18 protein-coding genes and 1 pseudogene are annotated in these 21,470 nt (G+C 65.3%); 16 read left to right on the plus strand and 3 right to left on the minus strand.

Annotated features, from left to right (window positions below):
• The first annotated feature begins 179 nt into the window (after positions 1-179).
• From D7S89_RS10915 to metH, 4 genes are all read left to right on the plus strand, one after another.
• Positions 180-1,355 (plus strand): DUF3108 domain-containing protein, encoded by a 1,176-nt coding sequence (locus D7S89_RS10915; RefSeq protein WP_121277670.1) that lies wholly within the window; start codon positions 180-182, stop codon positions 1,353-1,355.
• A 246-nt stretch (positions 1,356-1,601) separates the two neighbouring features.
• Complete coding sequence (locus D7S89_RS10920; protein ID WP_121277671.1) at positions 1,602-1,859, plus strand: BTH_I0359 family protein; 258 nt, start codon at positions 1,602-1,604, stop codon at positions 1,857-1,859.
• A gap of 155 nt (positions 1,860-2,014) precedes the next feature.
• Positions 2,015-3,082 carry a homocysteine S-methyltransferase family protein gene (locus D7S89_RS10925; protein ID WP_121277672.1) on the plus strand — a complete coding sequence of 356 codons (1,068 nt, stop codon included), beginning with the start codon at positions 2,015-2,017 and terminating at the stop codon, positions 3,080-3,082.
• A gap of 72 nt (positions 3,083-3,154) precedes the next feature.
• Positions 3,155-5,872 carry a methionine synthase gene (gene metH / locus D7S89_RS10930; protein WP_183085152.1) on the plus strand — a complete coding sequence of 906 codons (2,718 nt, stop codon included), beginning with the start codon at positions 3,155-3,157 and terminating at the stop codon, positions 5,870-5,872.
• A gap of 189 nt (positions 5,873-6,061) precedes the next feature.
• Here metH and D7S89_RS10935 read toward each other — a convergent pair whose 3' ends face one another.
• Positions 6,062-6,388, minus strand: coding sequence for a DUF1840 domain-containing protein (locus D7S89_RS10935; RefSeq protein ID WP_121277673.1), 327 nt, complete (start codon positions 6,386-6,388; stop codon positions 6,062-6,064).
• A 272-nt stretch (positions 6,389-6,660) separates the two neighbouring features.
• Here D7S89_RS10935 and argS point away from each other — a divergent pair, with 272 nt between their 5' ends.
• The 11 genes and pseudogenes from argS to D7S89_RS10990 all read left to right on the plus strand — a co-directional run bounded on the left by argS (position 6,661) and on the right by D7S89_RS10990 (position 16,795).
• Positions 6,661-8,436 carry an arginine--tRNA ligase gene (gene argS / locus D7S89_RS10940; protein WP_121277674.1) on the plus strand — a complete coding sequence of 592 codons (1,776 nt, stop codon included), beginning with the start codon at positions 6,661-6,663 and terminating at the stop codon, positions 8,434-8,436.
• Between the two features lie 126 nt (positions 8,437-8,562).
• Complete coding sequence (locus D7S89_RS10945) at positions 8,563-9,381, plus strand: SPOR domain-containing protein (RefSeq protein ID WP_121277675.1); 819 nt, start codon at positions 8,563-8,565, stop codon at positions 9,379-9,381.
• A gap of 133 nt (positions 9,382-9,514) precedes the next feature.
• Entirely contained in the window at positions 9,515-10,156 is a 642-nt protein-coding gene (locus D7S89_RS10950; RefSeq protein WP_121277929.1) for a thiol:disulfide interchange protein DsbA/DsbL, read from the plus strand.
• 16 nt (positions 10,157-10,172) lie between these two features.
• A complete protein-coding gene (locus D7S89_RS10955) occupies positions 10,173-10,943 on the plus strand; it encodes an SDR family oxidoreductase (RefSeq protein ID WP_121277676.1) in 771 nt (256 codons plus the stop codon).
• Positions 10,944-10,956: 13 nt separating this feature from the next.
• Positions 10,957-11,106: pseudogene (locus D7S89_RS27760) on the plus strand (cobalamin-binding protein); the annotation flags it as partial.
• 197 nt (positions 11,107-11,303) lie between these two features.
• Positions 11,304-12,887, plus strand: coding sequence for an ABC transporter substrate-binding protein (locus D7S89_RS10965; RefSeq protein ID WP_121277677.1), 1,584 nt, complete (start codon positions 11,304-11,306; stop codon positions 12,885-12,887).
• Between the two features lie 91 nt (positions 12,888-12,978).
• Positions 12,979-13,680 carry a DUF4410 domain-containing protein gene (locus D7S89_RS10970; RefSeq protein ID WP_121277678.1) on the plus strand — a complete coding sequence of 234 codons (702 nt, stop codon included), beginning with the start codon at positions 12,979-12,981 and terminating at the stop codon, positions 13,678-13,680.
• Positions 13,681-13,882: 202 nt separating this feature from the next.
• Entirely contained in the window at positions 13,883-14,236 is a 354-nt protein-coding gene (locus D7S89_RS10975; protein ID WP_121277679.1) for a YciI family protein, read from the plus strand.
• A gap of 114 nt (positions 14,237-14,350) precedes the next feature.
• Positions 14,351-14,773 carry a YciI family protein gene (locus D7S89_RS10980; RefSeq protein WP_121277680.1) on the plus strand — a complete coding sequence of 141 codons (423 nt, stop codon included), beginning with the start codon at positions 14,351-14,353 and terminating at the stop codon, positions 14,771-14,773.
• 128 nt (positions 14,774-14,901) lie between these two features.
• Positions 14,902-15,477, plus strand: a complete 576-nt coding sequence (locus D7S89_RS10985) for an SRPBCC family protein (protein ID WP_121277681.1) — start codon at positions 14,902-14,904, stop codon at positions 15,475-15,477.
• 13 nt (positions 15,478-15,490) lie between these two features.
• Entirely contained in the window at positions 15,491-16,795 is a 1,305-nt protein-coding gene (locus D7S89_RS10990) for an RNA polymerase sigma factor (RefSeq protein ID WP_121277930.1), read from the plus strand.
• Between the two features lie 117 nt (positions 16,796-16,912).
• On the opposite strand, the gene D7S89_RS11000 is transcribed toward D7S89_RS10990, so the two are convergent.
• Positions 16,913-18,520 carry a methyl-accepting chemotaxis protein gene (locus D7S89_RS11000; RefSeq protein WP_121277682.1) on the minus strand — a complete coding sequence of 536 codons (1,608 nt, stop codon included), beginning with the start codon at positions 18,518-18,520 and terminating at the stop codon, positions 16,913-16,915.
• 208 nt (positions 18,521-18,728) lie between these two features.
• Between D7S89_RS11000 and D7S89_RS11005 the strand changes: the two genes are divergently transcribed.
• The gene (locus D7S89_RS11005) at positions 18,729-20,285 is read left to right on the plus strand and encodes a S8 family peptidase (RefSeq protein ID WP_121277683.1); all 1,557 of its coding nucleotides are present in this window, start codon (positions 18,729-18,731) and stop codon (positions 20,283-20,285) included.
• Positions 20,286-20,311: 26 nt separating this feature from the next.
• On the opposite strand, the gene D7S89_RS11010 is transcribed toward D7S89_RS11005, so the two are convergent.
• Positions 20,312-21,406 (minus strand): MBL fold metallo-hydrolase, encoded by a 1,095-nt coding sequence (locus D7S89_RS11010; protein WP_121277684.1) that lies wholly within the window; start codon positions 21,404-21,406, stop codon positions 20,312-20,314.
• Between the last annotated feature and the right edge of the window lie 64 nt (positions 21,407-21,470).

Consider the following 21,470-nt stretch of genomic DNA (forward strand, 5'->3'; position numbering starts at 1 on the left):
CCGAACGGTCCGACGCGGCAGGAACATCGCCGCATCGTGCACGGTCCAACCCCGTGTTTTGCTTTAAGCGCCCCCGTAAATGCGGCGTTCTGCTGTATCTTTCATCCGTAGTCCATACGGAAAATTTCGTTGTTCGAACGATTGGAACGTCCGATCGATACCTCGACGTTGAACCGACCATGCCCTCTCCCATCGCCGCCACCGTTGCCTGCGCCGTGCCCGCCTGTCGGGTAGGCGCCGCGCGCGCGTGGCGTTGGGGTGTCGCGTTGTCGGCAACACTCGTGCTGCACACCGTGGCCGGAACCTGGATCGAGCGTCATCGCGACACGTTCGCGCCGACGAGGACCGCTCCGCCTGTCCAGGTGACGCTGCTCCAACCCGAGCGGATCGCGCAAGCAAACACGCCCGCCCCAGCACACAGTCCGGGCAGGGCTCGCGTGACGCACGTGCAGCGGCATATGCAACAGGCCGAACCGGTCTTGCAGGCGCTCGATGCGCAGGCCGCGGCGCCCGCTGCCGCGAGTGCGGCGGTGAGCACAGCGGCAGCAGCGAGTGCGGTCAAGGCGCCGGCCGCCAGCGTCACGGTGGCAGCCGCCGCCAACAGCACGAGCGTCAGTTCGGGCGTCAAATTCTCCGTCCCGCCCTCGGGCAATCTGCACTACGAGACGTTTTACAACGGTGTGCAGAACCAGCCCGGCACGATCCGCTGGCACAGCGACGACAACGGCTACGAGATGATCGTGTCGGTCCCGCTGCCGTTCGTCGGCACGTTTTCGTACGCGAGCCGCGGCCGCATCGATGCATTCGGCCTCGCACCGGTACGCTATGTGGAGCAGCGTGGCCGCCGTCCCGAAGACGTGACGACGTTCGATCGCGACGCAAAGCGGATTGCCTTTACGCGCACGGCGGCCACGCTCGCCCTGCCTGATGGTGCGCAGGACCGCTTCAGCATGGTGATGCAATTGGCGAGCCTCGTGCGCGGCGACCCGAACGCCTACACGCCCGGTGTCACACGCGCGTTTTACGTGGCCGACGACGACAGCGGTGAAACCTGGCCGATCGAGACGATCGGCGACGAAACGGTGCACACGGCAGACGGGTTTGTCCAGGCACGTCACTTCATGCGTCTGCCACGCCACGATGGCGATCGCCGACGCATCGATATCTGGCTGGCCCAATCGCTGGGCTGGCTGCCGGCGCGTATCGTCCAGACGGAACCGAACGGCGCACAGTTCGAACTGCTCTGGCGCGGCAAGCTGCTGCCACCAGGCGCGGAAAATGCACCCTCTGGATCTGAACCGACAGCGGATGATTCGTCCGACACGACGCCCTCGTCGGTATACGAAAAACCCTGAACGGCCGGCATGGGCAGCGTAGGGACGATCTTCACGTTTTCCCTCGCTGCTCGAACGTTTTGTATGGCCGGGGTCTAAACTTCAGGTCTACGATGCTTTATGTTTGTGTTTGTACGTGTACGTTTGTTTGTCCGTGTACGGTGGTTTTAAGCGTCGTTTAAGACCCACCCCTTGAAATTCCATACAACACGCTCCACGTATAAGGCGGAAGACGGCCAGGAGCCCATCGGAATAAGGAGTGTCGCCATGCAAATGATCTACAACAGCCCCAACTATTGTGTCGTCGAGTTTGCGCCGCAAGCCGGCCATCTTGCGATGAACGCGGGTGGCTACGAAATCGTAGACAAGAACACGCAGCGCGAAATCTTCATCGATGGCGCGATGGCGGCACGCTTTCGCGAACATGTCCGCAAACTGATCGAGGAAGAGCCGACACTCGACGAAGTCGACGAGTTTCTCGGCCAATTCGACAGCCTCATGACCCAGCCCGTCGTGCTGCACTGACCACCCCGCACGACGGCACCATACGACCCCGCCCGGCTCGCCGGGCGGGGTTTTCTTTTGGACGGCGGGTACGCGGCGACGCGTCCGGCGAGGTCTGACAGCTGCCGCTACAATGGCGGATTCCGACCATGCTCAGGCGCCATGCCTCGTTTGCCATGACCTCGTCCGCCTCTACCGCTTCGCCTGCCTTGCGTACCGACTACACCCGTGGCGCGGCACTGCCCGCATTGCTTGCTTCGCGCATCCTGATTCTCGACGGCGCGATGGGCACCATGATCCAGCGCTACAAGCTCGATGAAGCCGGCTATCGCGGCGAGCGTTTCAAGGATTTCGCGAGAGACATCAAGGGCAACAATGAACTGCTCTCGCTCACGCAGCCGCAAATCATCGGTGAGATTCACGAGCAGTATCTCGCGGCCGGCGCCGACATCATCGAAACGAATACGTTCGGCGCCACAGTCACCGCGCAAGCCGACTATGACATGCAGGAACTCGTGCGTGAGATGAATGTGGCCTCGGCGCAGCTTGCGCGCGCTGCATGCGACAAGTACTCGACGCCCGATAAGCCGCGCTTCGTCGCGGGCGCGATCGGGCCGACGCCGAAGACAGCCAGCATCTCGCCCGACGTCAACGATCCGGGCGCGCGCAACGTCACGTTCGACGAACTGCGCCAGGCGTACTACGAACAAGCGCAGGCGCTGCTCGAAGGCGGCGCCGATCTGTTCCTCGTCGAGACGATCTTCGACACGCTGAACGCGAAGGCCGCGCTGTTCGCGCTCGACGAACTATTCGAGGATACGGGCGAGCGTCTTCCGGTCATGATCTCGGGCACCGTCACCGACGCCTCGGGCCGAATCCTGTCCGGACAGACCGTCGAAGCATTCTGGAACTCGCTGCGCCACGCGAAGCCGCTCACATTCGGCCTGAACTGCGCGCTCGGCGCCGCGCTGATGCGTCCTTACATCGCCGAGCTCGCTAAGCTGTGCGATACCTATGTGTCGTGCTATCCGAACGCGGGGCTGCCGAACCCGATGAGCGAGACGGGTTTCGACGAGACGCCCGAAGATACGTCAGGGCTCCTGAAGGAATTCGCGCAGGCCGGGCTCGTCAATCTCGCCGGTGGATGCTGCGGCACGACGCCGGAGCATATTGCGGCAATAGCCCGCGCGCTCGCCGAAGTCAAGCCGCGTCGCTGGCCGGGCCAGTATCGCGACGCTGCATAACACCAGGCTACCTCCCGCTCCAAACGGGCCGGCTACGCCGGTCTACCCAACGACCTTGAAACCGCATTCGCCATGACCGATCACACGATGCGCCTTGCCGGCCTCGAGCCGTTCAACGTCACGCCGGGCACACTCTTCATCAACGTTGGCGAACGCACGAACGTCACCGGTTCGAAGGCGTTTGCACGCATGATCCTGAACGGCCAGTTCGACGACGCGCTGGCCGTCGCCCGCCAGCAAGTCGAAAACGGCGCGCAAGTCATCGACATCAACATGGACGAGGCCATGCTCGATTCGAAAGCCGCGATGGTGCGCTTTCTGAATCTGATCGCCTCCGAGCCCGACATCGCGCGCGTGCCGATCATGATCGACTCCTCGAAGTGGGAAGTCATCGAGGCGGGCCTCAAGTGCGTGCAGGGCAAGGCAATCGTCAACTCCATCTCGCTGAAGGAAGGCGAGGAAGCGTTCAAGCATCACGCCAACCTCATTCGCCGCTATGGCGCGGCAGCCGTCGTGATGGCGTTCGACGAAACGGGCCAGGCCGATACGCGCGCGCGCAAGACCGAGATCTGCCAGCGCTCGTATCGCATCCTCGTCGACGAAGTCGGCTTCCCGCCCGAAGACATCATCTTCGACCCGAACATCTTCGCCGTCGCGACGGGCATCGAAGAGCACAACAACTACGCCGTCGACTTCATCGAAGGGACGCGCTGGATCAAGCAGAACCTGCCCTATGCGAAGGTGAGCGGCGGCGTCTCGAACGTGTCGTTCTCGTTCCGCGGCAACGATCCCGTGCGCGAAGCGATCCACACCGTGTTCCTGTATCACGCGATCCAGGCGGGCATGGACATGGGCATCGTCAACGCGGGCCAGCTGGGCGTCTATGCCGACCTCGATGCCGAGCTGCGCGAGCGCGTCGAAGACGTGATCCTCAATCGCCGCATCGACGCCACCGACCGCCTGCTCGAGATCGCCGACAAGTTCAAGACCGGCGCCGCGAAGAAGGAGGAGAACCTCGAGTGGCGCAATCAGGGCGTCGAAGCCCGTCTCGCGCATGCGCTCGTGCACGGCATCACGACGTTCATCGTCGAGGACACCGAAGAGGCGCGCGCGAACATCGCCGCGGCCGGCGGACGCCCGATCAACGTGATCGAAGGTCCGCTGATGGACGGCATGAACATCGTCGGCGACCTGTTCGGCCAGGGCAAGATGTTCCTGCCGCAGGTCGTCAAGTCGGCGCGTGTGATGAAGCAGGCCGTCGCACACCTGATTCCGTTCATCGAGGAAGAAAAGAGGCGGCTCGCCGAGGCGGGCGGCGACGTGCGCGCCAAGGGCAAGATCGTCATCGCGACCGTCAAGGGCGACGTGCACGACATCGGCAAGAACATCGTGTCGGTCGTGCTCCAGTGCAACAACTTCGAAGTCGTCAACATGGGCGTGATGGTGCCGTGCAACGAGATCCTCGCCAAAGCGAAGGTCGAAGGCGCCGATATCGTGGGCCTGTCCGGGCTCATCACGCCGAGCCTCGAGGAGATGGCCTACGTCGCCTCCGAGATGCAGCGTGACGAATACTTCCGCATCAAGAAGATCCCGCTTCTGATCGGCGGTGCGACCACCTCGCGCGTGCATACGGCCGTCAAGATCGCACCGCACTACGAAGGGCCCGTCGTCTACGTGCCCGATGCGTCGCGTTCGGTGTCGGTCGCATCGAGCCTGCTTTCCGACGAGGGCGCGGCCCGCTATGTCGACGAACTGAAAGTCGAGTACGAGCGCATCCGCCTGCAGCATGCGAACCGCAAGGCGCAGCCGATGGTCACGCTCGATGCTGCGCGGGCGAACAAGACGAAATTCGATTGGGCGGCCTATCGGCCCGTCAAGCCGAAGTTCATCGGCCGGCGCGTGTTCAAGAACTATGACCTCGCCGAGCTCGCGAACTTCATCGACTGGGGCCCGTTCTTCCAGACCTGGGACCTCGCCGGCCCCTACCCCGCGATCCTCAACGACGAGATCGTCGGCGAATCGGCGCGGCGCGTGTTCTCCGACGCCAAGACGATGCTCTCGCGGCTGATTCAAGGGCGCTGGCTCACGGCGAACGGCATCATTGCGCTGCTGCCGGCCAATACCGTCGGCGACGACGACATCGAGATCTACACCGACGAGTCGCGCAGCGAAGTGGCGCTGACCTGGCGCAACCTGCGGCAGCAGAGCGTGCGGCCCGTCGTGGACGGCGTGATGCGCCCGAACCGTTCGCTGGCCGACTTCATCGCGCCGAAGGAGTCCGGCGTGGCCGACTACATCGGGATGTTCGCCGTGACGGCCGGGCTCGGGGTCGATGCGAAGGAACAGCAATTCCTGGCGGATCACGACGATTACAGCGCCATCATGCTCAAGGCGCTGGCCGACCGCTTCGCCGAAGCGTTCGCCGAAGCGATGCATGCACGCGTGCGACGCGAATTCTGGGGCTATGCGGCCGACGAAACGCTCGACAACGATGCGCTGATCGCCGAACGCTACGCCGGGATTCGCCCGGCGCCCGGGTATCCGGCGTGCCCTGACCACCTCGTCAAACGCGACATGTTCGCGGCGCTAAAAGCGGAAGAAGTCGGCATGAGCGTGACCGAATCGCTGGCGATGCTGCCGGCTGCCAGCGTGTCGGGGTTCTACATCGCGCACCCGGAGAGCCGCTACTTTTCGGTCGGCAAGATCGACCGCGATCAGCTCGACGATTACGCGCGCCGCATGGGGCTGTCAGCGGCCGATGCGCAGCGTGCGTTGGCGCCGCTGTTGTGATGGAACGATAAGCGGCCCGAGGCTCACGGGCCGGTAAACGCGAAGAGCCCGCTTCGACCGACAGGCACGATGCGGGCTCTCGTCATTCGTGGAACGTCAAGCGCAAACCCGCACCGGGCGTGCCACGCGCTTGACCACCAGCGTGCGGCGGCCGGGTGCACCGGCTGCCCGCTCAGGCGTCGAGGCGCCTCATACTCCCCAGAGCACGTCGACGTTTTCCTTCTTCGCCGCGCGCAACATGTCGAGGAACGGAAAGGCGCGCTGCGCGAGGCCGATCGGCAGCTCATGCAGCTCATGACCTTCCTCGCCCTCGTGGAAATGCCCCTCGTGTTCGGCCGTCTCTTTCTTGTCGACGACGATCGCTTCCTCGAGCTTGGCGATCGCCTTATCGAGTTCGTCGTGCGCGATGACGCCGCGCTGGCCCAGTTGCTTGCCGACGATGGCAACCAGATACTGAGCCAAATTCTCGAGCATGACGACGTCGGGCGCTGCACGGCATTTGAAAGTAATCAACATGACCCACTCCCTTATTCTGTTGAGACAGCGCGGCAGGCGCGCACCTTGGGCCGCCAGCGCCCCGTGCGCCGGCGTGGCGCGGCCCTTGTCCGGGCATCTGATTGAACATATTAGCACCTGCTAAAATTCGTCTCAGACCGAAAGCGCGCGCCGTTGCCCCGCGCACCAGCACACGCAGCTTTCAGGCCAGCCGCCGCCGCTCGTCGCGCCCGGCGCTCGCCACATTCCGGTCCGCTCAAGCGGACCGCCTCATTCGACTGCACTGAACCAGCATGCTGCCCGCACAAAAACAGACTCTCGAAAATCTGCTCACCGCGAGCGTGAAACAAGTCGTCGCCGACCTTCAGGGCGATGCGACCCTCGTCCCCGCCATCGCACTCGAGCGCCCGAAGGTCGCTGCCCACGGCGACGTCGCCTGCAACGTCGCGATGCAGCTCGCCAAGCCGCTGCAAAAGAACCCGCGCGCGCTCGCCCAGCGTATCGTCGACGCGCTGAACGCGCAAAGCGCCGCACAAGGGCTCGTCGAAGCCGCCGAGATCGCCGGCCCCGGCTTCATCAACCTGCGTCTCACGTCGAACGCCAAGCAGGCCGTCGTCGCCAGCGTGCTCAACGAAGGCCCTGCGTTCGGGCGCTCGACGCAAGCCGCGGGCAAGCACGCGATGATCGAATTCGTCTCGGCCAACCCGACTGGCCCGCTGCACCTGGGTCATGCCCGTCAGGCCGCGCTCGGCGATGCGCTCGCGAACGTGCTGGCCTCGCAGGGCTGCGATGTGCACCGCGAGTTCTACTACAACGACGCGGGCGTGCAGATCCGCAACCTGGCCCTGTCGACGCAGGCGCGCGCGCGCGGCCTGCAGCCCGGCGACGCCGGCTGGCCCGAGTCGGCCTACAACGGCGAATACATCGGCGACATCGCTCGGGACTACATGAACGGCGAAACCGTGACAGCCAAGGACGGCGAGCCCGTCAAGGGTGCCGGCGAGGTCGAGGATCTCGAGGCGATCCGCAAGTTCGCCGTCGCCTATCTGCGTCACGAACAGGACATGGACTTGCAGGCGTTCGGCGTGAAGTTCGACCAGTACTACCTCGAATCGTCGCTGTACACGGAAGGCCGCGTCGACAAGGCGGTGCAGGCGTTGATCGCGTCGGGCAAGACGTTCGAGGAAGACGACGCGCTGTGGCTGCGCACGACCGAATACGGTGACGACAAGGACCGCGTGATGCGCAAGTCCGACGGCACCTACACGTACTTCGTGCCCGACGTCGCCTACCACGTGGCGAAGTGGGAGCGCGGCTTCACGAAGGTCATCAACGTGCAGGGCACCGATCACCACGGCACGATCGCGCGCGTGCGCGCGGGGCTCCAGGCGCTCGGCGTCGGCATCCCCACGGGCTATCCCGACTATGTGCTGCACAAGATGGTCACCGTCATGCGCGACGGCCAGGAGGTCAAGATCTCCAAGCGCGCCGGCAGCTACGTGACGGTGCGCGACCTCATCGAATGGTCGGGCGGCGCGACGCCGGGCTCGGAAACCGCGCCCGATCTGCTCGACGAAGCCACCATCACGCGCGGCCGCGACGCCGTGCGCTTCTTCCTGATCTCGCGCAAGGCCGACACCGAATTCGTGTTCGACATCGACCTCGCGCTGAAGCAGAACGACGAGAACCCGGTGTACTACGTGCAGTACGCGCATGCGCGGATCTGCTCGGTGCTCGGCGAATGGAAGTCGCGCTTCGGCGGCGACGAGGCCACGCTCACGCAAACCGACGTGACGCCGCTTCAGAGCGTGCGCGCGATGGCGCTCATGCACAAGCTGGCCGAGTACGCCGACGTGCTCACGCACGCGGCCGCCGAGCTCGCGCCGCATGCGGTCGCGTTCTACCTGCGCGACCTCGCCGGTGAATTTCACTCGTTCTACAATGCCGAACGCGTGCTCGTCGATGAGCGCGCCGAGCGCGAAGCGCGCATCGCCTTGCTGGCCGCCACGCGCCAAGTGCTGGCCAACGGTCTGGCGATCGTCGGCGTTTCGGCCCCGGCCAAGATGTAACGGCTCGCCGCGCGGGGCAACAAGCCGTCGCTATAATCGCTGTGCCGCCTTCGGGCGGCCTTCGCTCTGCCCCGCGTCCACGCGCTTTCAAGCTCTTCCGAGTTCTTTTCGCAGGTGATTCAGACAATGGCAAAACCGAGCCGCACTTCGCCACGCAACACGCCAAAGCAGTCGAAGCAAACCGGCGGGACCTTCCTAGGCATCGTGCTGGGGCTGATCGTCGGCCTCGCGATCGCCGTCGTAGTCGCGCTGTACATCACACGCGCGCCCACGCCGTTCGTCGCCAAGGTCGCGCCGCCGGCCGCCTCCGACGCGGGCACCATCCAGCAGCAATACGACCCGAACCGCGCGCTGCAAGGCAAGACGCCTGGCCAACCCGTGCCGCAAACCGCGCAGACGCCGCCCAACACCGCGCCCGGTCAATCGACCGGCCAGGCTCAGACGCCGGGCATGCTGCAAGAGCCGCAGATCGTCGAGGTGCCGTCGGCGAACAACGGCGCAGCCACGAACGGCGTCGCCCCCGCGCCGCAAACACAAACGCAGCCCGCACCGCAAGTGCAGGCCAACAACAACCCGGCCCCGGCGCCGCAGAAGAAACCGGCCCCGGCCGCCAATGCGCAGGTCGGCGGCACGCCGGCCGCACCCGGCAACGCCACCGCGCATCCGAACAACGCGGCCTCGGCCGCAGCACCGGCCAACGACGCGAACACGGGCTACTTCTTGCAAGTCGGCGCGTACAAGACCGCGGCCGACGCCGAGCAGCAGCGCGCACGCCTCGCGTTTCAGGGTTTCGAGTCCAAAGTGTCGCAGCGCGACGCAGGCGGCGTGACGTACTTCCGCGTGCGCATCGGGCCGTTCTCGAAATTCGAGGATATGAACACGACGCGTCAGCGTCTCTCGGATGCCGGCATCGACACGGCCGTGATCCGTTTCGCCAAGCAGTAACCGAGCCGTACCCGGCGCGCTGCCTGCCACCCGCCGCGCGCCGAAACCTTGGCGTGCGGCGCCTGTCTCAGACAGCGGCCCCGCGCACGGTGCGCAGCGTTCAACCCGATCAACGTATGCACGAACCCACATGATGAACAAACTGATCCGTACGTTTCTGCTCTCCCTCAGCCTCGCGTGTGCGAGCGTCGTCCACGCCTCGCCGGCCGCTCCGGTGTCCGGCAAGGACTTCACGGTCCTGAAGACCCCGCAGCCGATCAGCGTGCCGGCAGGCAAGATCGAAGTCACCGAATTCTTCTGGTACGGCTGCCCGCACTGCAACGAGCTGGACCCGTTCCTCGAAGCGTGGATCAAGAAGCAAGCGCCGGACGTCGTGTTCAAGCGCGTGCCCGTCGCGTTCCGTGACGACTTCGTGCCGCATTCGAAGCTCTATCATGCGCTCGACGCGCTGGGCCGCGCCGGCGACCTGACGCCGGTCGTCTTCAACGAAATTCACGTCAATAAGGACTATCTGCTCACGCCCGAAGCGCAGGCCGATTTCCTCGCTAAGCAAGGTGTCGACAAGAAGAAGTTTCTCGACGCGTACAACTCGTTCTCGACGCAAAGCGCCATCAAGCGCGACGACCAGATGGTGAAGGACTACCAGATCGAAGGCGTGCCGACGCTCGCCGTGCAAGGCAAGTACGAAACGGGCCCCGCCGCGACGAACAGCCTGCCGGGCACGCTGCAGGTGCTCGACTACCTCGTCGCCCAAGTGCGCGCCAAGAAGATGTAAGCCCAGGGGTGCCGGTATGAGCCAGCCACTGAAGGTCTTCATCACCGGCGCCTCGAGCGGCATCGGTCTCGCGCTCGCTGCCGAATATGCGCAGCGCGGCGCCATTCTCGGCCTCGTCGCCCGCCGCGCCGAGGGCCTCGCAGAATTCGCGCAGCGCCTTCCCGGCGCCACGATCTCGCTCTATCCCGCCGACGTCCGCGACGCCGGCGCACTCGCCGACGCGGCTGAGCAGTTCATCGCCGCGCATGGTCTGCCCGATGTCGTGATCGCCAATGCCGGCGTCAGCAAGGGCGTCGCCACGGGCCAAGGCGACCTCGAGGTGTTCCGCGAGGTCATGGACATCAACTGCTTCGGGATGGCGGCCACGTTCGAGCCATTCGCGGCGCGCATGGCGAGCGCGCGACGCGGCACGTTGGTCGGCATCGCCAGTGTCGCGGGCGTGCGCGGCCTGCCTGGCTCGGCGGCATACAGCGCGTCGAAAGCGGCGGCCTTCGCGTACCTCGAATCGCTGCGCGTCGAGATGCGCCCGCACGGCGTACCCGTCGTCACGATCGCGCCCGGCTACATCCGCACGCCGATGACGGCGCACAATCCCTACCCGATGCCGTTCCTGATGGACGCCGATCGCTTCGCCGCCAAGGCGGCCAACGCGATCGCGCGCGGCACGCGCTTTGCCGTCTTCCCGTGGCAGATGCGCATCGTCGCCATGCTGCTGCATGTGCTGCCGCGCTGGCTCTACGACATGCTGTTCGAAAAGGCGCCGCGCAAGCCGCGCGCCACAGTCTGATCGGAGCCCCCTGATAGGCGCGCGCCGCGTCGATGCCGCCGGTGTCGAACAGGCGGTCGCGGGTCCTGGGGCGCGCATCGTCTCGCTGGTTCCGAGCATCACCGAACGGCTGTTCGCGCTCGGTCTCGAGCGGCACATCGTCGGCCGGACAGGCTTTTGCGTTTCCGCCTGCACAGCTGCGGGGCCATGACGCACGACCGCTGTTTCCTGGCATATGAATATGCGGGACGGATCGTTGTCGGTGCCGCGCGCTTCCGATAAGCTGCCCCGACGCCCAGGCGGCACACACGCCGCACGAGAAGCCGGCAACCTGCGATCGAACCGGCTCATTCGCGTCACCGTCACGTTTTCGGAGAACCTATGCGCGTCCAACCGCTCGCCGTCCTGCTCGCCCTCCTGCCGGCGCTCTCGCTCGCCAAGCCGCTCACGGTCTGCACCGAATCGAGCCCCGACGGCTTCGATGTCGTGCAGTACAACTCGCTGGTCACGACGAACGCGTCGGCCGACGTCATCTTCAACACGCTCGTCGCCTACGACGAGGCCGCCAGGAAGGTCGTGCCGGCACTCGCCGAGCGCTGGGACGTCAGCGCCGACGGGCTCACCTATACCTTCCATCTGCGGCCGAACGTGCAGTTCCAGCGCACGGACTACTTCAAGCCCACGCGTCCGCTCACGGCCGACGATGTCGTCTTCACGTTCAGCCGCATGCTCGACGACAGCAACCCCTGGCACAAGGTCGCGGGGCCGAACGGTTTTCCGCACGCGCAATCGATGGGGCTCGTGAAGCTCGTCAAGAGCGTGTCGAAAGTCGACGACGACACCGTCAAGTTCGAGCTCAACGAGCCGAATGCGACGTTCGCGTCGATCCTCACGATGGGCTTCGCGTCGATCTACTCGGCCGAATACGCCGATGCACTGATCAAGGCCGGCAAGCAAACCGACCTCAATGCGAAGCCGATCGGCACCGGGCCGTTCGTGCTGCGCAGCTACACGAAGGACGCGATCATCCGCTACGACGTGAACCCCGGCTACTGGGGGCCGAAGCCGAAGGTGGACCGGCTCATCTACGCGATTACGCCAGACGCCTCGGTGCGCGCGCAAAAGGTCAAGGCCGGAGAGTGCGACATCGCCCTATCGCCGAAGCCGCACGACGTGGCCGAGGCCAAGAACGACAAATCACTGAAGGTGGTCGAGACGCCTGCGTTCATGACCGCGTTCGTCGCATTGAACACGCAGAAGAAGCCGCTCGATAACGACAAGGTACGTCAGGCGCTCAATCTCGCATTCGACCGCACGACGTATCTGAAGACCGTGTTCGAAAACACGGCCACGCCGGCCGCGAATCCGTATCCGCCCAACACGTGGAGCTACGACAAGTCGATCGCGGCCTATCCGTACGATCCGGCCAAGGCCAAGCAACTGCTCGCCGACGCCGGCTTGCCCAACGGGTTCGCGACGACGATCTGGGTTCGCCCGAACGGCAGCGTGCTCAATCCGAACCCGAAGGCCGGCGCCGAGCTGCTGCAAGCGGATCTCGCGAAGATCGGCGTGAAGGCCGAGGTCAAGGTGATCGAGTGGGGCGAGCTGATCAAGGAGGCCAAGCTTGGCCAGCATGATCTGCTGTTCATGGGCTGGGCCGGCGACAACGGCGATCCCGACAACTATCTCTCGCCGCTCTTCACCTGCAATGCCGTGAAGTCGGGCATCAACTTCGCGCGCTACTGCGACGCGCAGCTCGACAAGCTGATCGCGCAAGGACGCGCGAGCGCCGATCAGGCGGTGCGCGCGAAAGCTTACGAGGCCGCGCAGAAGATCATCCACGACGAGGCGCTGTGGATTCCGCTCGGCTACCCGACGGCGGCCAGCATCACGCGCGCAAACGTGAGCGGCTATCGCGTGAGTCCGTTCGGACGACTGAACTTCGCGACAGTGTCGGTGCAGTAGCGATTTGACTGACTGGTTCGCCCGGCGCGTTGACGTCCATCGCCCCGGCGCCGTAAGCTGGGCTCCCCATTTCTTGTGGAGCAGGCCTGTCATGCGAAAGAACGGATATGGATGGCGCGCGCTCGCCGCGCGGATGTGGGGCGCAGCGATGGTGTGCGCATCGGCATGGGTCGCCGGCGCAGCGCATGCGCAAACGCCGAACCAGCCGACGGCCGCGGCCACCGTCGCGATGCCGCAAGCCGTCTACGTGACGGACTTCGAGGCCGTTCAGGCCGGTGCCCACAGAAGGGGCCCGCTCGCGCGCCTGCGCGAAGCCACGCATGCGCGCTCGGCCGACCGCAATGCCGCGATGCTCGCGCAGGCCATCGTGCACAGGCTGGGCAGCACGGGCGTAGCCGCCCGTTACCTTGCACCGGGCGAGCCGCTGCCGCCACAAGGCTGGCTCATCGATGGCGTCTTCTATTCGCGCGACCTGCAAGGCGGGTTGCTGTCGCGCCTGACAGCCGACGACGCCTCGAGCGCCGGCGCAGCAGCCAATACCGAAGTCACGGTCACCGTCACGGATCTCGCACGTCGGCCCGACACGCCGTTCGCGGCGCTCGGCGCCGAGGACGCGATACATGGACAAGGCACCGTGGCGAGTTGGAACCCCTACATCGTCGCGGCCAAGTTCGTCTTCAAGCGAACCGAGGCGAACGCGGCTGTCGACACGCTGGCGCAAGACATCGTCAATCAGTTCGTCGGTAACCTGGCGGCACTGCGACAGGCCGACGCGCAAACGCCGCCGCGTTGATGCAAGTCGCACAGGCGCCGGCATTCGATCGCGTCGGCGGCAAAATAGCCACTTGGGAAGCGCTCACGACCAGACTAAACGGCGGCATGGAGGGCCGGGCGCTGTAGCACTCGTGCTGGCACGCATACGGCACCTGCTATCCTTAGACGATTGTGCAACGCACGTCTCGAAAAAGTGCGCTGCCGCTCATCGGAGCCCCGTCATGTCCTACTTGCTGCTCATCGTCGAGCCCACCGATCAACGCAGCCAGCGCTCGCCGGAAGCGGGACGCGAAGCCTACGATTCGATGGTTCGTTTTGCTGAAGATCTGACCCAGCGCGGCCTGCTCGTCTCGGCGCAGTCGCTGGCCTCGACCGACGAAGCCGTGCGCGTCGAGGTACGCAACAGCGAACGCCGTCTCATCGACGGCCCGTTCGCCGAGGCCAAGGAAATGGTCGGCGGCTTCTTCCTGCTCAACTGCGACAGGGAAGAGGACGCCATCGCGATCGCCGCCGAATGCCCGGCCGCGCAGTGGTGCACGGTCGAAGTGCGACGGCTCGCGCCCTGCTTCGAATAAGGGTTTTCCCCAGTTAAAACGCCCCGCACGACGATGTCGAGTGCGGGACGCTTCGTTCGTCGTATCAGCAAGAGGCCGATCGGTGGCCTCCTCAACTATCCAAGGAGCGAAGCAATGCGATTCATGATCATGGTGAAGGCGACGGCGATGAGCGAATCGGGCGCACCGCCCGAAGACGAACTGGTCGCCGCCATGGCGACCTTCCACGAGGAGCTCGCGAAAGCGGGTGTGCTGCTCGACGCGAACGGCTTGCATCCGAGCGCCAAGGGCTGGCGCATCCACTACGCGAACGGCCAGCGTACCGTGATCGACGGACCGTTCGCCGAGACCAAGGAGCTCATCGCGGGCTATACGCTGATTCAGGTGCGCTCGCGCGAGGAAGCGCTCGAGTGGACGCGGCGCTTTCCGGCACCGTTCGGCGAAACGGCCGACTGCGAAATCGAAGTGCGCCAGCTCTATGAGTTCGACGATTTCACGCCGAGCGAAGCCGTCGATCGCATCCGCGAGCTCGACACGTCGCGGCTCAACCCGCGCTGAGTCACCAGCACGGCTGGCACACGCCCCAACCGCCTGTGCCGTCCGAGCCCGTCCCGATCGAGCGCGATTGACTGCGCTCATCGGGCACCGGTCCGGCGGCAAACACCCCACCCTCTAGAGAGGCCGTCATGTTCAAGACGCTAATCATCGCCCTCATCGTCGTCGTCGGCTTCGTGCTGATCTACGCTGCCACGAAGCCCGACACCTTCCGCGTTCAACGTACCGTGCACATTCAGGCGCCCCCCGAACGCGTCTTCGCCTTGATCTCGAATCTGCGCAACTTCAACACGTGGAACCCGTTCGAGAAGAAAGACCCGGCGATCCAAGGCCATTACAGCGCCCACGATAGCGGCGCAGGCGCGAGCTATGCCTGGGAAAGCGCGAAGGTCGGCTCCGGACGGATGGAAATCGTCTCCGTGACGCCGTCCTCGAACGTGACGCTGAAGCTCGACTTCATCAAGCCGTTCGAAGCGCACAACATGGCCGACTTCACGCTGACGCCAAACGCGGGCGGCACCGACGTGACGTGGGCCATGCATGGGCCGACGCCGTATTTCTCGAAAGTGATGCAGGTGTTCATCAGCATGGACAGCATGGTCGGCAACGATTTCGCGGCAGGGCTCGCCAACCTGAAGGCGCTTGCCGAAGGCGGCGCTTCGCATCCGGGCGCAGCGGGACAGACCAGCGCGCCGAACGCGTCGTAAGCGCGAGGGCATCGTGACGAACCAGGCCGCAGCCGCTGCGACACATCGAGCCATCGAAGCGGTATGGCGCATCGAATCGGCGAAGGTGATCGCCCATGTCGCGCGTCTCGTGCGCGACGTCGGGCTCGCCGAAGAGCTCGCCCAGGATGCCTTCGTCACGGCGCTCGAACGCTGGCCCGAAACGGGTGTGCCCGACAACCCGGGCGCCTGGCTCATGACCACGGCCAAACACCGCGCGCTCGACAAGCTGCGCCAGGATGCCTTGCACGCGCGCAAGCATGAAGCGCTCGGCCACGATCTCGATGCGCTCGAATCGCACGTGGTGCCCGACTTCGTCGATACGCTCGATGCGGCACGCGCTGACGACATCGGCGACGATCTGCTGCGCCTCGTGTTCACCGCCTGCCACCCGGTACTGTCGACGGACGCGCGCGTGACACTGACGCTGCGCCTGATCGGCGGGCTCACGACGCACGAGATCGCGCGCGCGTTCCTCGTCTCGGAGACGACGATCGCACAACGGATCGTGCGCGCCAAACGCACGCTGAGCGCGGCCAATGTGCCGTTCGAGGTGCCGCCGCCTCAGGCTCGTGCGACCCGCATGGCATCGGTGCTCGAAGTCATCTACCTGATCTTCAACGAAGGCTACGCGGCAACGGCGGGCGACGACTGGATGCGCCCTCAGCTGTGCGACGAAGCGCTGCGCGTGGGCCGTATCCTGGCCGAGCTGGCGCGCGAAGACAGCGAAGTGCACGGCCTCGTGGCGTTGATGGAGCTGCAGGCGTCGCGTCTGCATGCGCGCACCGATGCGAAGGGACGCCCCGTGCTGCTCGCCGATCAGGACCGCTCGCGCTGGGATCAGCTGCTGATCCGGCGGGGCCTGGCTGCGCTCGCGCGTGCCGAGGCGCTCGGCGGCACGCTGGGCCCGTATGCCTTGCAGGCGGCGCTCGCGGCTTGTCATGCGCGCGCCCGCACGGCAGAGGACACCGACTGGACACACATCGTCGCGCTATACGACGCACTTGCGCAGGTCAGCCCCTCGCCGGTCGTCGAACTGAACCGCGCCGTAGCCGTCGGCATGGCATTCGGTCCCGAAGCGGGCTTTGCGATCGTCGAGGCGTTGACGGCCGATCCCGCGCTGGCACGCTATCACTGGCTGCCCAGCGTGCGCGCCGATCTGCTCGCCAAGCTCGGGCGATGCGACGAAGCGCGCGTCGAATTCGAGCGCGCGGCGACGATGACGCAAAACGTGCGCGAACGCGAGCTGCTGCTCGCGCGTGCGCAGCAAATGCGGGACGCAGGCATGTCGGACGGCTAGTCGTCCGACACGTTCGCCAGGAACCGCTCGATGCTCGTGGCCAAAGCGATCGGCGTCTCGTTCATCGGATAGTGTCGCGCGTCGGGTATCACTTCGCGCACGCCACGCGCGCCGCACTCATGCCGCAACCCATTGCCCTTCCTCGCTTGCGTGCCTCGCTGCGCCACCCGCGTAGCCACGTGCCAAAGAGGGCTCGCGCCCAGCCGACGACGCGCCGCGGCCGCCCTCGTCGACCTTGAACGAGGCCACGGCATCGCGCAGCGTCTGCATCTGCGAAGCCATCGACTGGGAAGCCGCCGACAGCTGCTCGACGAGCGCTGCGTTCTGCTGCGTGACTTCGTCCATGTGACTGACGGCCTGATTCACCTGCGTGATGCCGCGGCTTTGCTCACCGGAAGCGGCCGAGATTTCGTCGATGACGTCGGCGACCTTGCCGGCGCCATCCTGAAGCTGCGCCATCGTGCTGCGCACCTGCTCGGCCTGCGCCTCGCCGATCGAGACGGTCGCGCCCGACGCCTCGATGAGCTCCTTGATCTCCTTGGCAGCGCTCGAAGCGCGCTGCGCGAGGCTGCGCACCTCGCCTGCGACGACGGCGAAGCCGCGTCCTTGATCGCCAGCACGCGCCGCTTCGACCGCCGCGTTGAGCGCAAGGATGTTGGTCTGGAACGCGATGCCTTCGATGAGCGCCGTGATCTCGCCGATGCGCGCCGAGTGGCGGCTGATCTCGTTCATCGTCGCGACCATCGACTCGACGACGCCATGCGCCGTTTGCGCGACGGTCGACGCATTGCCCGCGAGCGCACTGGCCGCACTGGCGTTCTCGGCATTCTGCGCAACCGTGGCCGTCAGCTCTTCCATGCTCGCGGCGCTTTCTTCGAGCGAGGCCGCCTGCGCTTCGGTGCGGGCCGACAGATCAGCGTTGCCCATCGCGATCTCGCGCGTGGCCGAGCTGGCGGACTCGGATGCGGTCCATACCTCGCGCAGCGCGCCAGCCACCCGTTCGATGAGGCTGTTGAACGCCGTCGCGGTCTGCCCGATCTCGTCGTCCTGCCGCACCGGCGCGCGCAGCGTGAAGTCACGCGATTCGCTGATGCGACCGATGGCTGCCTGCAGCGACGCGATGCCGGCGTTCAGCGAGCGCGCGAGCAGGAAGATCATCGCGCACACGATCGCCATGCCCGCCATCATCACCGACAACTCGGTCACGAACAGCGTATCGACGACGTGGTGAGCGTGATCGCTCTGCTCGGTCGCAAGCGTGTTGAGCTCGCCGGCCATTCTCTCGAGGTCGGCCTGAAACGGCTGGAAGTCGGAATGATAGAGCGCGGTCGTCTGGTCATTCGCGGCCTTGGCGTCGTGCGTCGCGAGATCGAACAGCTGATGCGACTTGCGATCGTATTCGGCCCACTTTGCGATCAACGCGTGAAAGCCCTCGGAGTGCTGCTGCGACTCGAACATCGGCCCGATCGTCGACGACCACTTATCGATGTTGTGCTCGGCGTCGGCAAAGATTTTCTTGGTGTCGTCGGAGGTCGGATCGAGCTGGATCGTCGACAGCGCGCTCGCCTTGATCTCGGTGATGCCTTGCAGCTCTGTCTCTCTGCGATGCGACACGTCCTCGGCCTTCATCGCACCGTTCAAGCCGATGACGCTGACGAGCAGCCCGGCCGTCATCGACACGACCGTGATCAACGAGAACAGTTGCAGCTTGCGCCGGATATTCATGATTTTCCTCTGATGAATGAAGGTGCAAACGGGCCGTCACGGCCGGCCTCCCTGCCACTGTTTTACGGCCGCGCGCGATGCGAATTGAGTCGGCATAAACGAGATAGGGAAAAACCAGCAAACACTATTGCTAGTTGGGTGATCGTTATTTATGAGATAGGGTGCCGAAGCTTTCCAAGAGCTTTCAAACAAGCACATAGGAGAACTCATGAAAGATGTCGGACGCGTTGCCACCGTGGCTCGTTTCGCTGCCGTTCTCATGTCGTTGCTGCCTGCCGCTGAAACGGCTCGCGCCATCGAAGCCGAGGAGCAGGATGAGAAGGTCGAGCAACTCATCGTCAAGCTGCGCGAGCCTCACATGACCCGCGTAGCAACAGCAACAGCAACAGCATCGGCGTCGGCGTCGGCGCCGGATCGCTTGGCCGGGCAAACCGCCGAAGCCCTGCTCGAACACATCGTCGCGCAGGCTTGGCAACCCTCGTCACGGGTCGAAGCCGATGCGCGGCCGCGCGTGCGGCGCGCTGCCCAGGTCACGCGCTTTACGCGCGCGATGTCGGGCGATGCGCACGTGGTCGGGCTCGCCAAGCCGCTGACGGCCGACGAGGCACGGGCGCTGGCCGGGCGCATTCAAGCGCAGCCCGAGGTCGAATACGCGGAACCGGACTATCGCGTCGAGCGGCAGATCGAGCCCACCGATCCGCGCTACGGGGTGCAATGGGGTCTACAAGGTGGGGGGCCGCGTGGTAATTGGCCGCCCGGAGGCGCGCGGCTCCCCGCCGCATGGGATATCACGACAGGCTCGACGAACATCGTGACGGCGGTCATCGACACCGGCTATCGCCCCCATGTCGATCTGGCCGCCAATGTGCTGCCCGGCTACGACTTCATATCCGATCGCGAGCGAGCGAACGACGGCGATGGGCGCGATGCCGACGCCGCCGATCCCGGAGATTGGACAACCGAGGCCGAGACGCTAGCCTGCTATGGGTCTTCTCAGTTCCGCGCCAGCTCGTGGCACGGCACGCATGTGATGGGCACGATCGGCGCGCTGGCCAGCAACGGCCGCGGCGGAGCGGGCGTCAACTGGCACGGGAAGTTGTTGCCGGTTCGCGTACTCGGCAAATGCGGCGGACAATCCAGCGACATCGCCGACGCCATCCGCTGGGCGGCGGGGCTCGCCGTTCCCGGCGCGCCGGTCAATCAGCACCCGGCCCGCGTCATCAACATGAGCCTCGGATCACAGGGCTCATGCGACCGAACCAAGCAATCCGCTATCGACGATGCGATTGCGCGGGGCGCCATCGTCGTTGCCTCGGCGGGCAACAGCAACCGCGAGGTCGGTCAGCCGGCCAATTGTGCCGGCGTCATTGCGGTCTCGGCCGTCGATATGAACGGCAACAGGGCCTGGTTCAGCAACTACGGTGCGCGTGCCGACATCGGCGCACCCGGCGTCGACATTCTGTCGACGGTCGACGAAGGCGCGACCGTGCCCACGCGAGACGGCTATGAGAGGTACAACGGCACGAGCATGGCGGCGCCGCACGTGGCCGGCGTCGCGAGCCTGATGCTGGCGGTCGATCCAACGCTGACGCCCGAGCAGCTGCGTACCACGCTGCTCGCCTCGACGCGCCCATATGCCGAAGGTTCGACGTGCGCACCGAACGCCGACGGGACAGTGTGCGGCGCGGGCACGCTCGACGCGGAACGTGCACTCGAAGCCGTTCGGGCGGATGCCGCGAACAAGCGTGGCGCGGGAGCGAGTTAGTCCGTACTGCAGACGATATCGCCTCGTCAGACGGCCGAGCCGCTGCCGCTCACAAGGGTGAAGCGCATGACGCCGTGCGGGTCCTCGCTACGCTCGAGTTCGCCCGCGAGCCATAGCAGATGCAAGTGCGCGAGCGCTTCGCCCATCGCGAACGTCATCTGGTGAATGTCGAGTGCGCGCTTGAACATCAATGGCACGATGTCGGCCGCACTCATCGGCTGTTGAGCGCAAGCCTCGCGCACTTCCGCGAGCCGCGCGTCGTGATGCGTGCGCAGCTGCGCGATGCGCGTGTGCAGGCCGCGAAACGGCTTGCCGTGCGAGGGCAGCACGAGCGTGTCGGCCGGCATCGGCTCGTAGCGTGCGAGCGACTCGAGATACAGCGCAAGCGGATTGCTCTCGGGCTCGATGTCGAAGACGGAGACGTTCGTCGAGATGCGCGGCAGCACCATGTCGCCCGAAATCAATACGCCTGCGCGCTCGCTGAATAGCGCGCAGTGCTCGGGCGAATGACCAAAGCCAGTCACGATGCGCCACGTGTCGTCGCCGATCGTCAGCGTGTCACCTTCACGCAGGCGGCGGTACTGCCCAGGCATCGAGGGCACGAGCTTCGGGTAATAGCCGCGGCGGTTGCGCAGCGTCTCCAGCGCATCGGGGTCGGTGAGGCCGTGTCGCGCGAAGTGACGCGCGGCGCCCTCGCCGCCCGCGTTCGAGCCATCGCCGGCCGCCATCACGCGGCCCAGCATATACTCGCCAAGCGTCATCCACAGTCGTACGTTCCAGCGCGAATGCTCGCCGCCCTTGCAGATCCAGTCGGCGAGGCCGAGGTGATCGGGGTGGCAATGCGTGACGATCGTGCGCAACACCGGCAAGCCGTCAAGCTGCGTGTCGAAGATCTGCTCCCAATGGGCCTTGATCGTGTCGTCGGCGATGCCGCAATCGACGACGGTCCACCCCTCTACCCCATCGATGCGATCGCGTAGCAGCCACAGATTGATGTGATCGAGTGCGAACGGCAGCGGCATGCGCAGCCAGAAAACGCCTGGCGCAACTTCGCGCGTGCGGCCGGGCTCGACGAGCGTATCGCCGAACGGGTACTCGAGTTGGTGTTCCAGGGCGTTCATCGCGGGCGTCGGTTCTGGAGAGGTTTATGCAACACGGCTCATTCTATTGCATGACGCGTATGAC

The organism is Trinickia fusca (genome assembly GCF_003628145.1).
Lineage (GTDB): Bacteria > Pseudomonadota > Gammaproteobacteria > Burkholderiales > Burkholderiaceae > Trinickia > Trinickia fusca.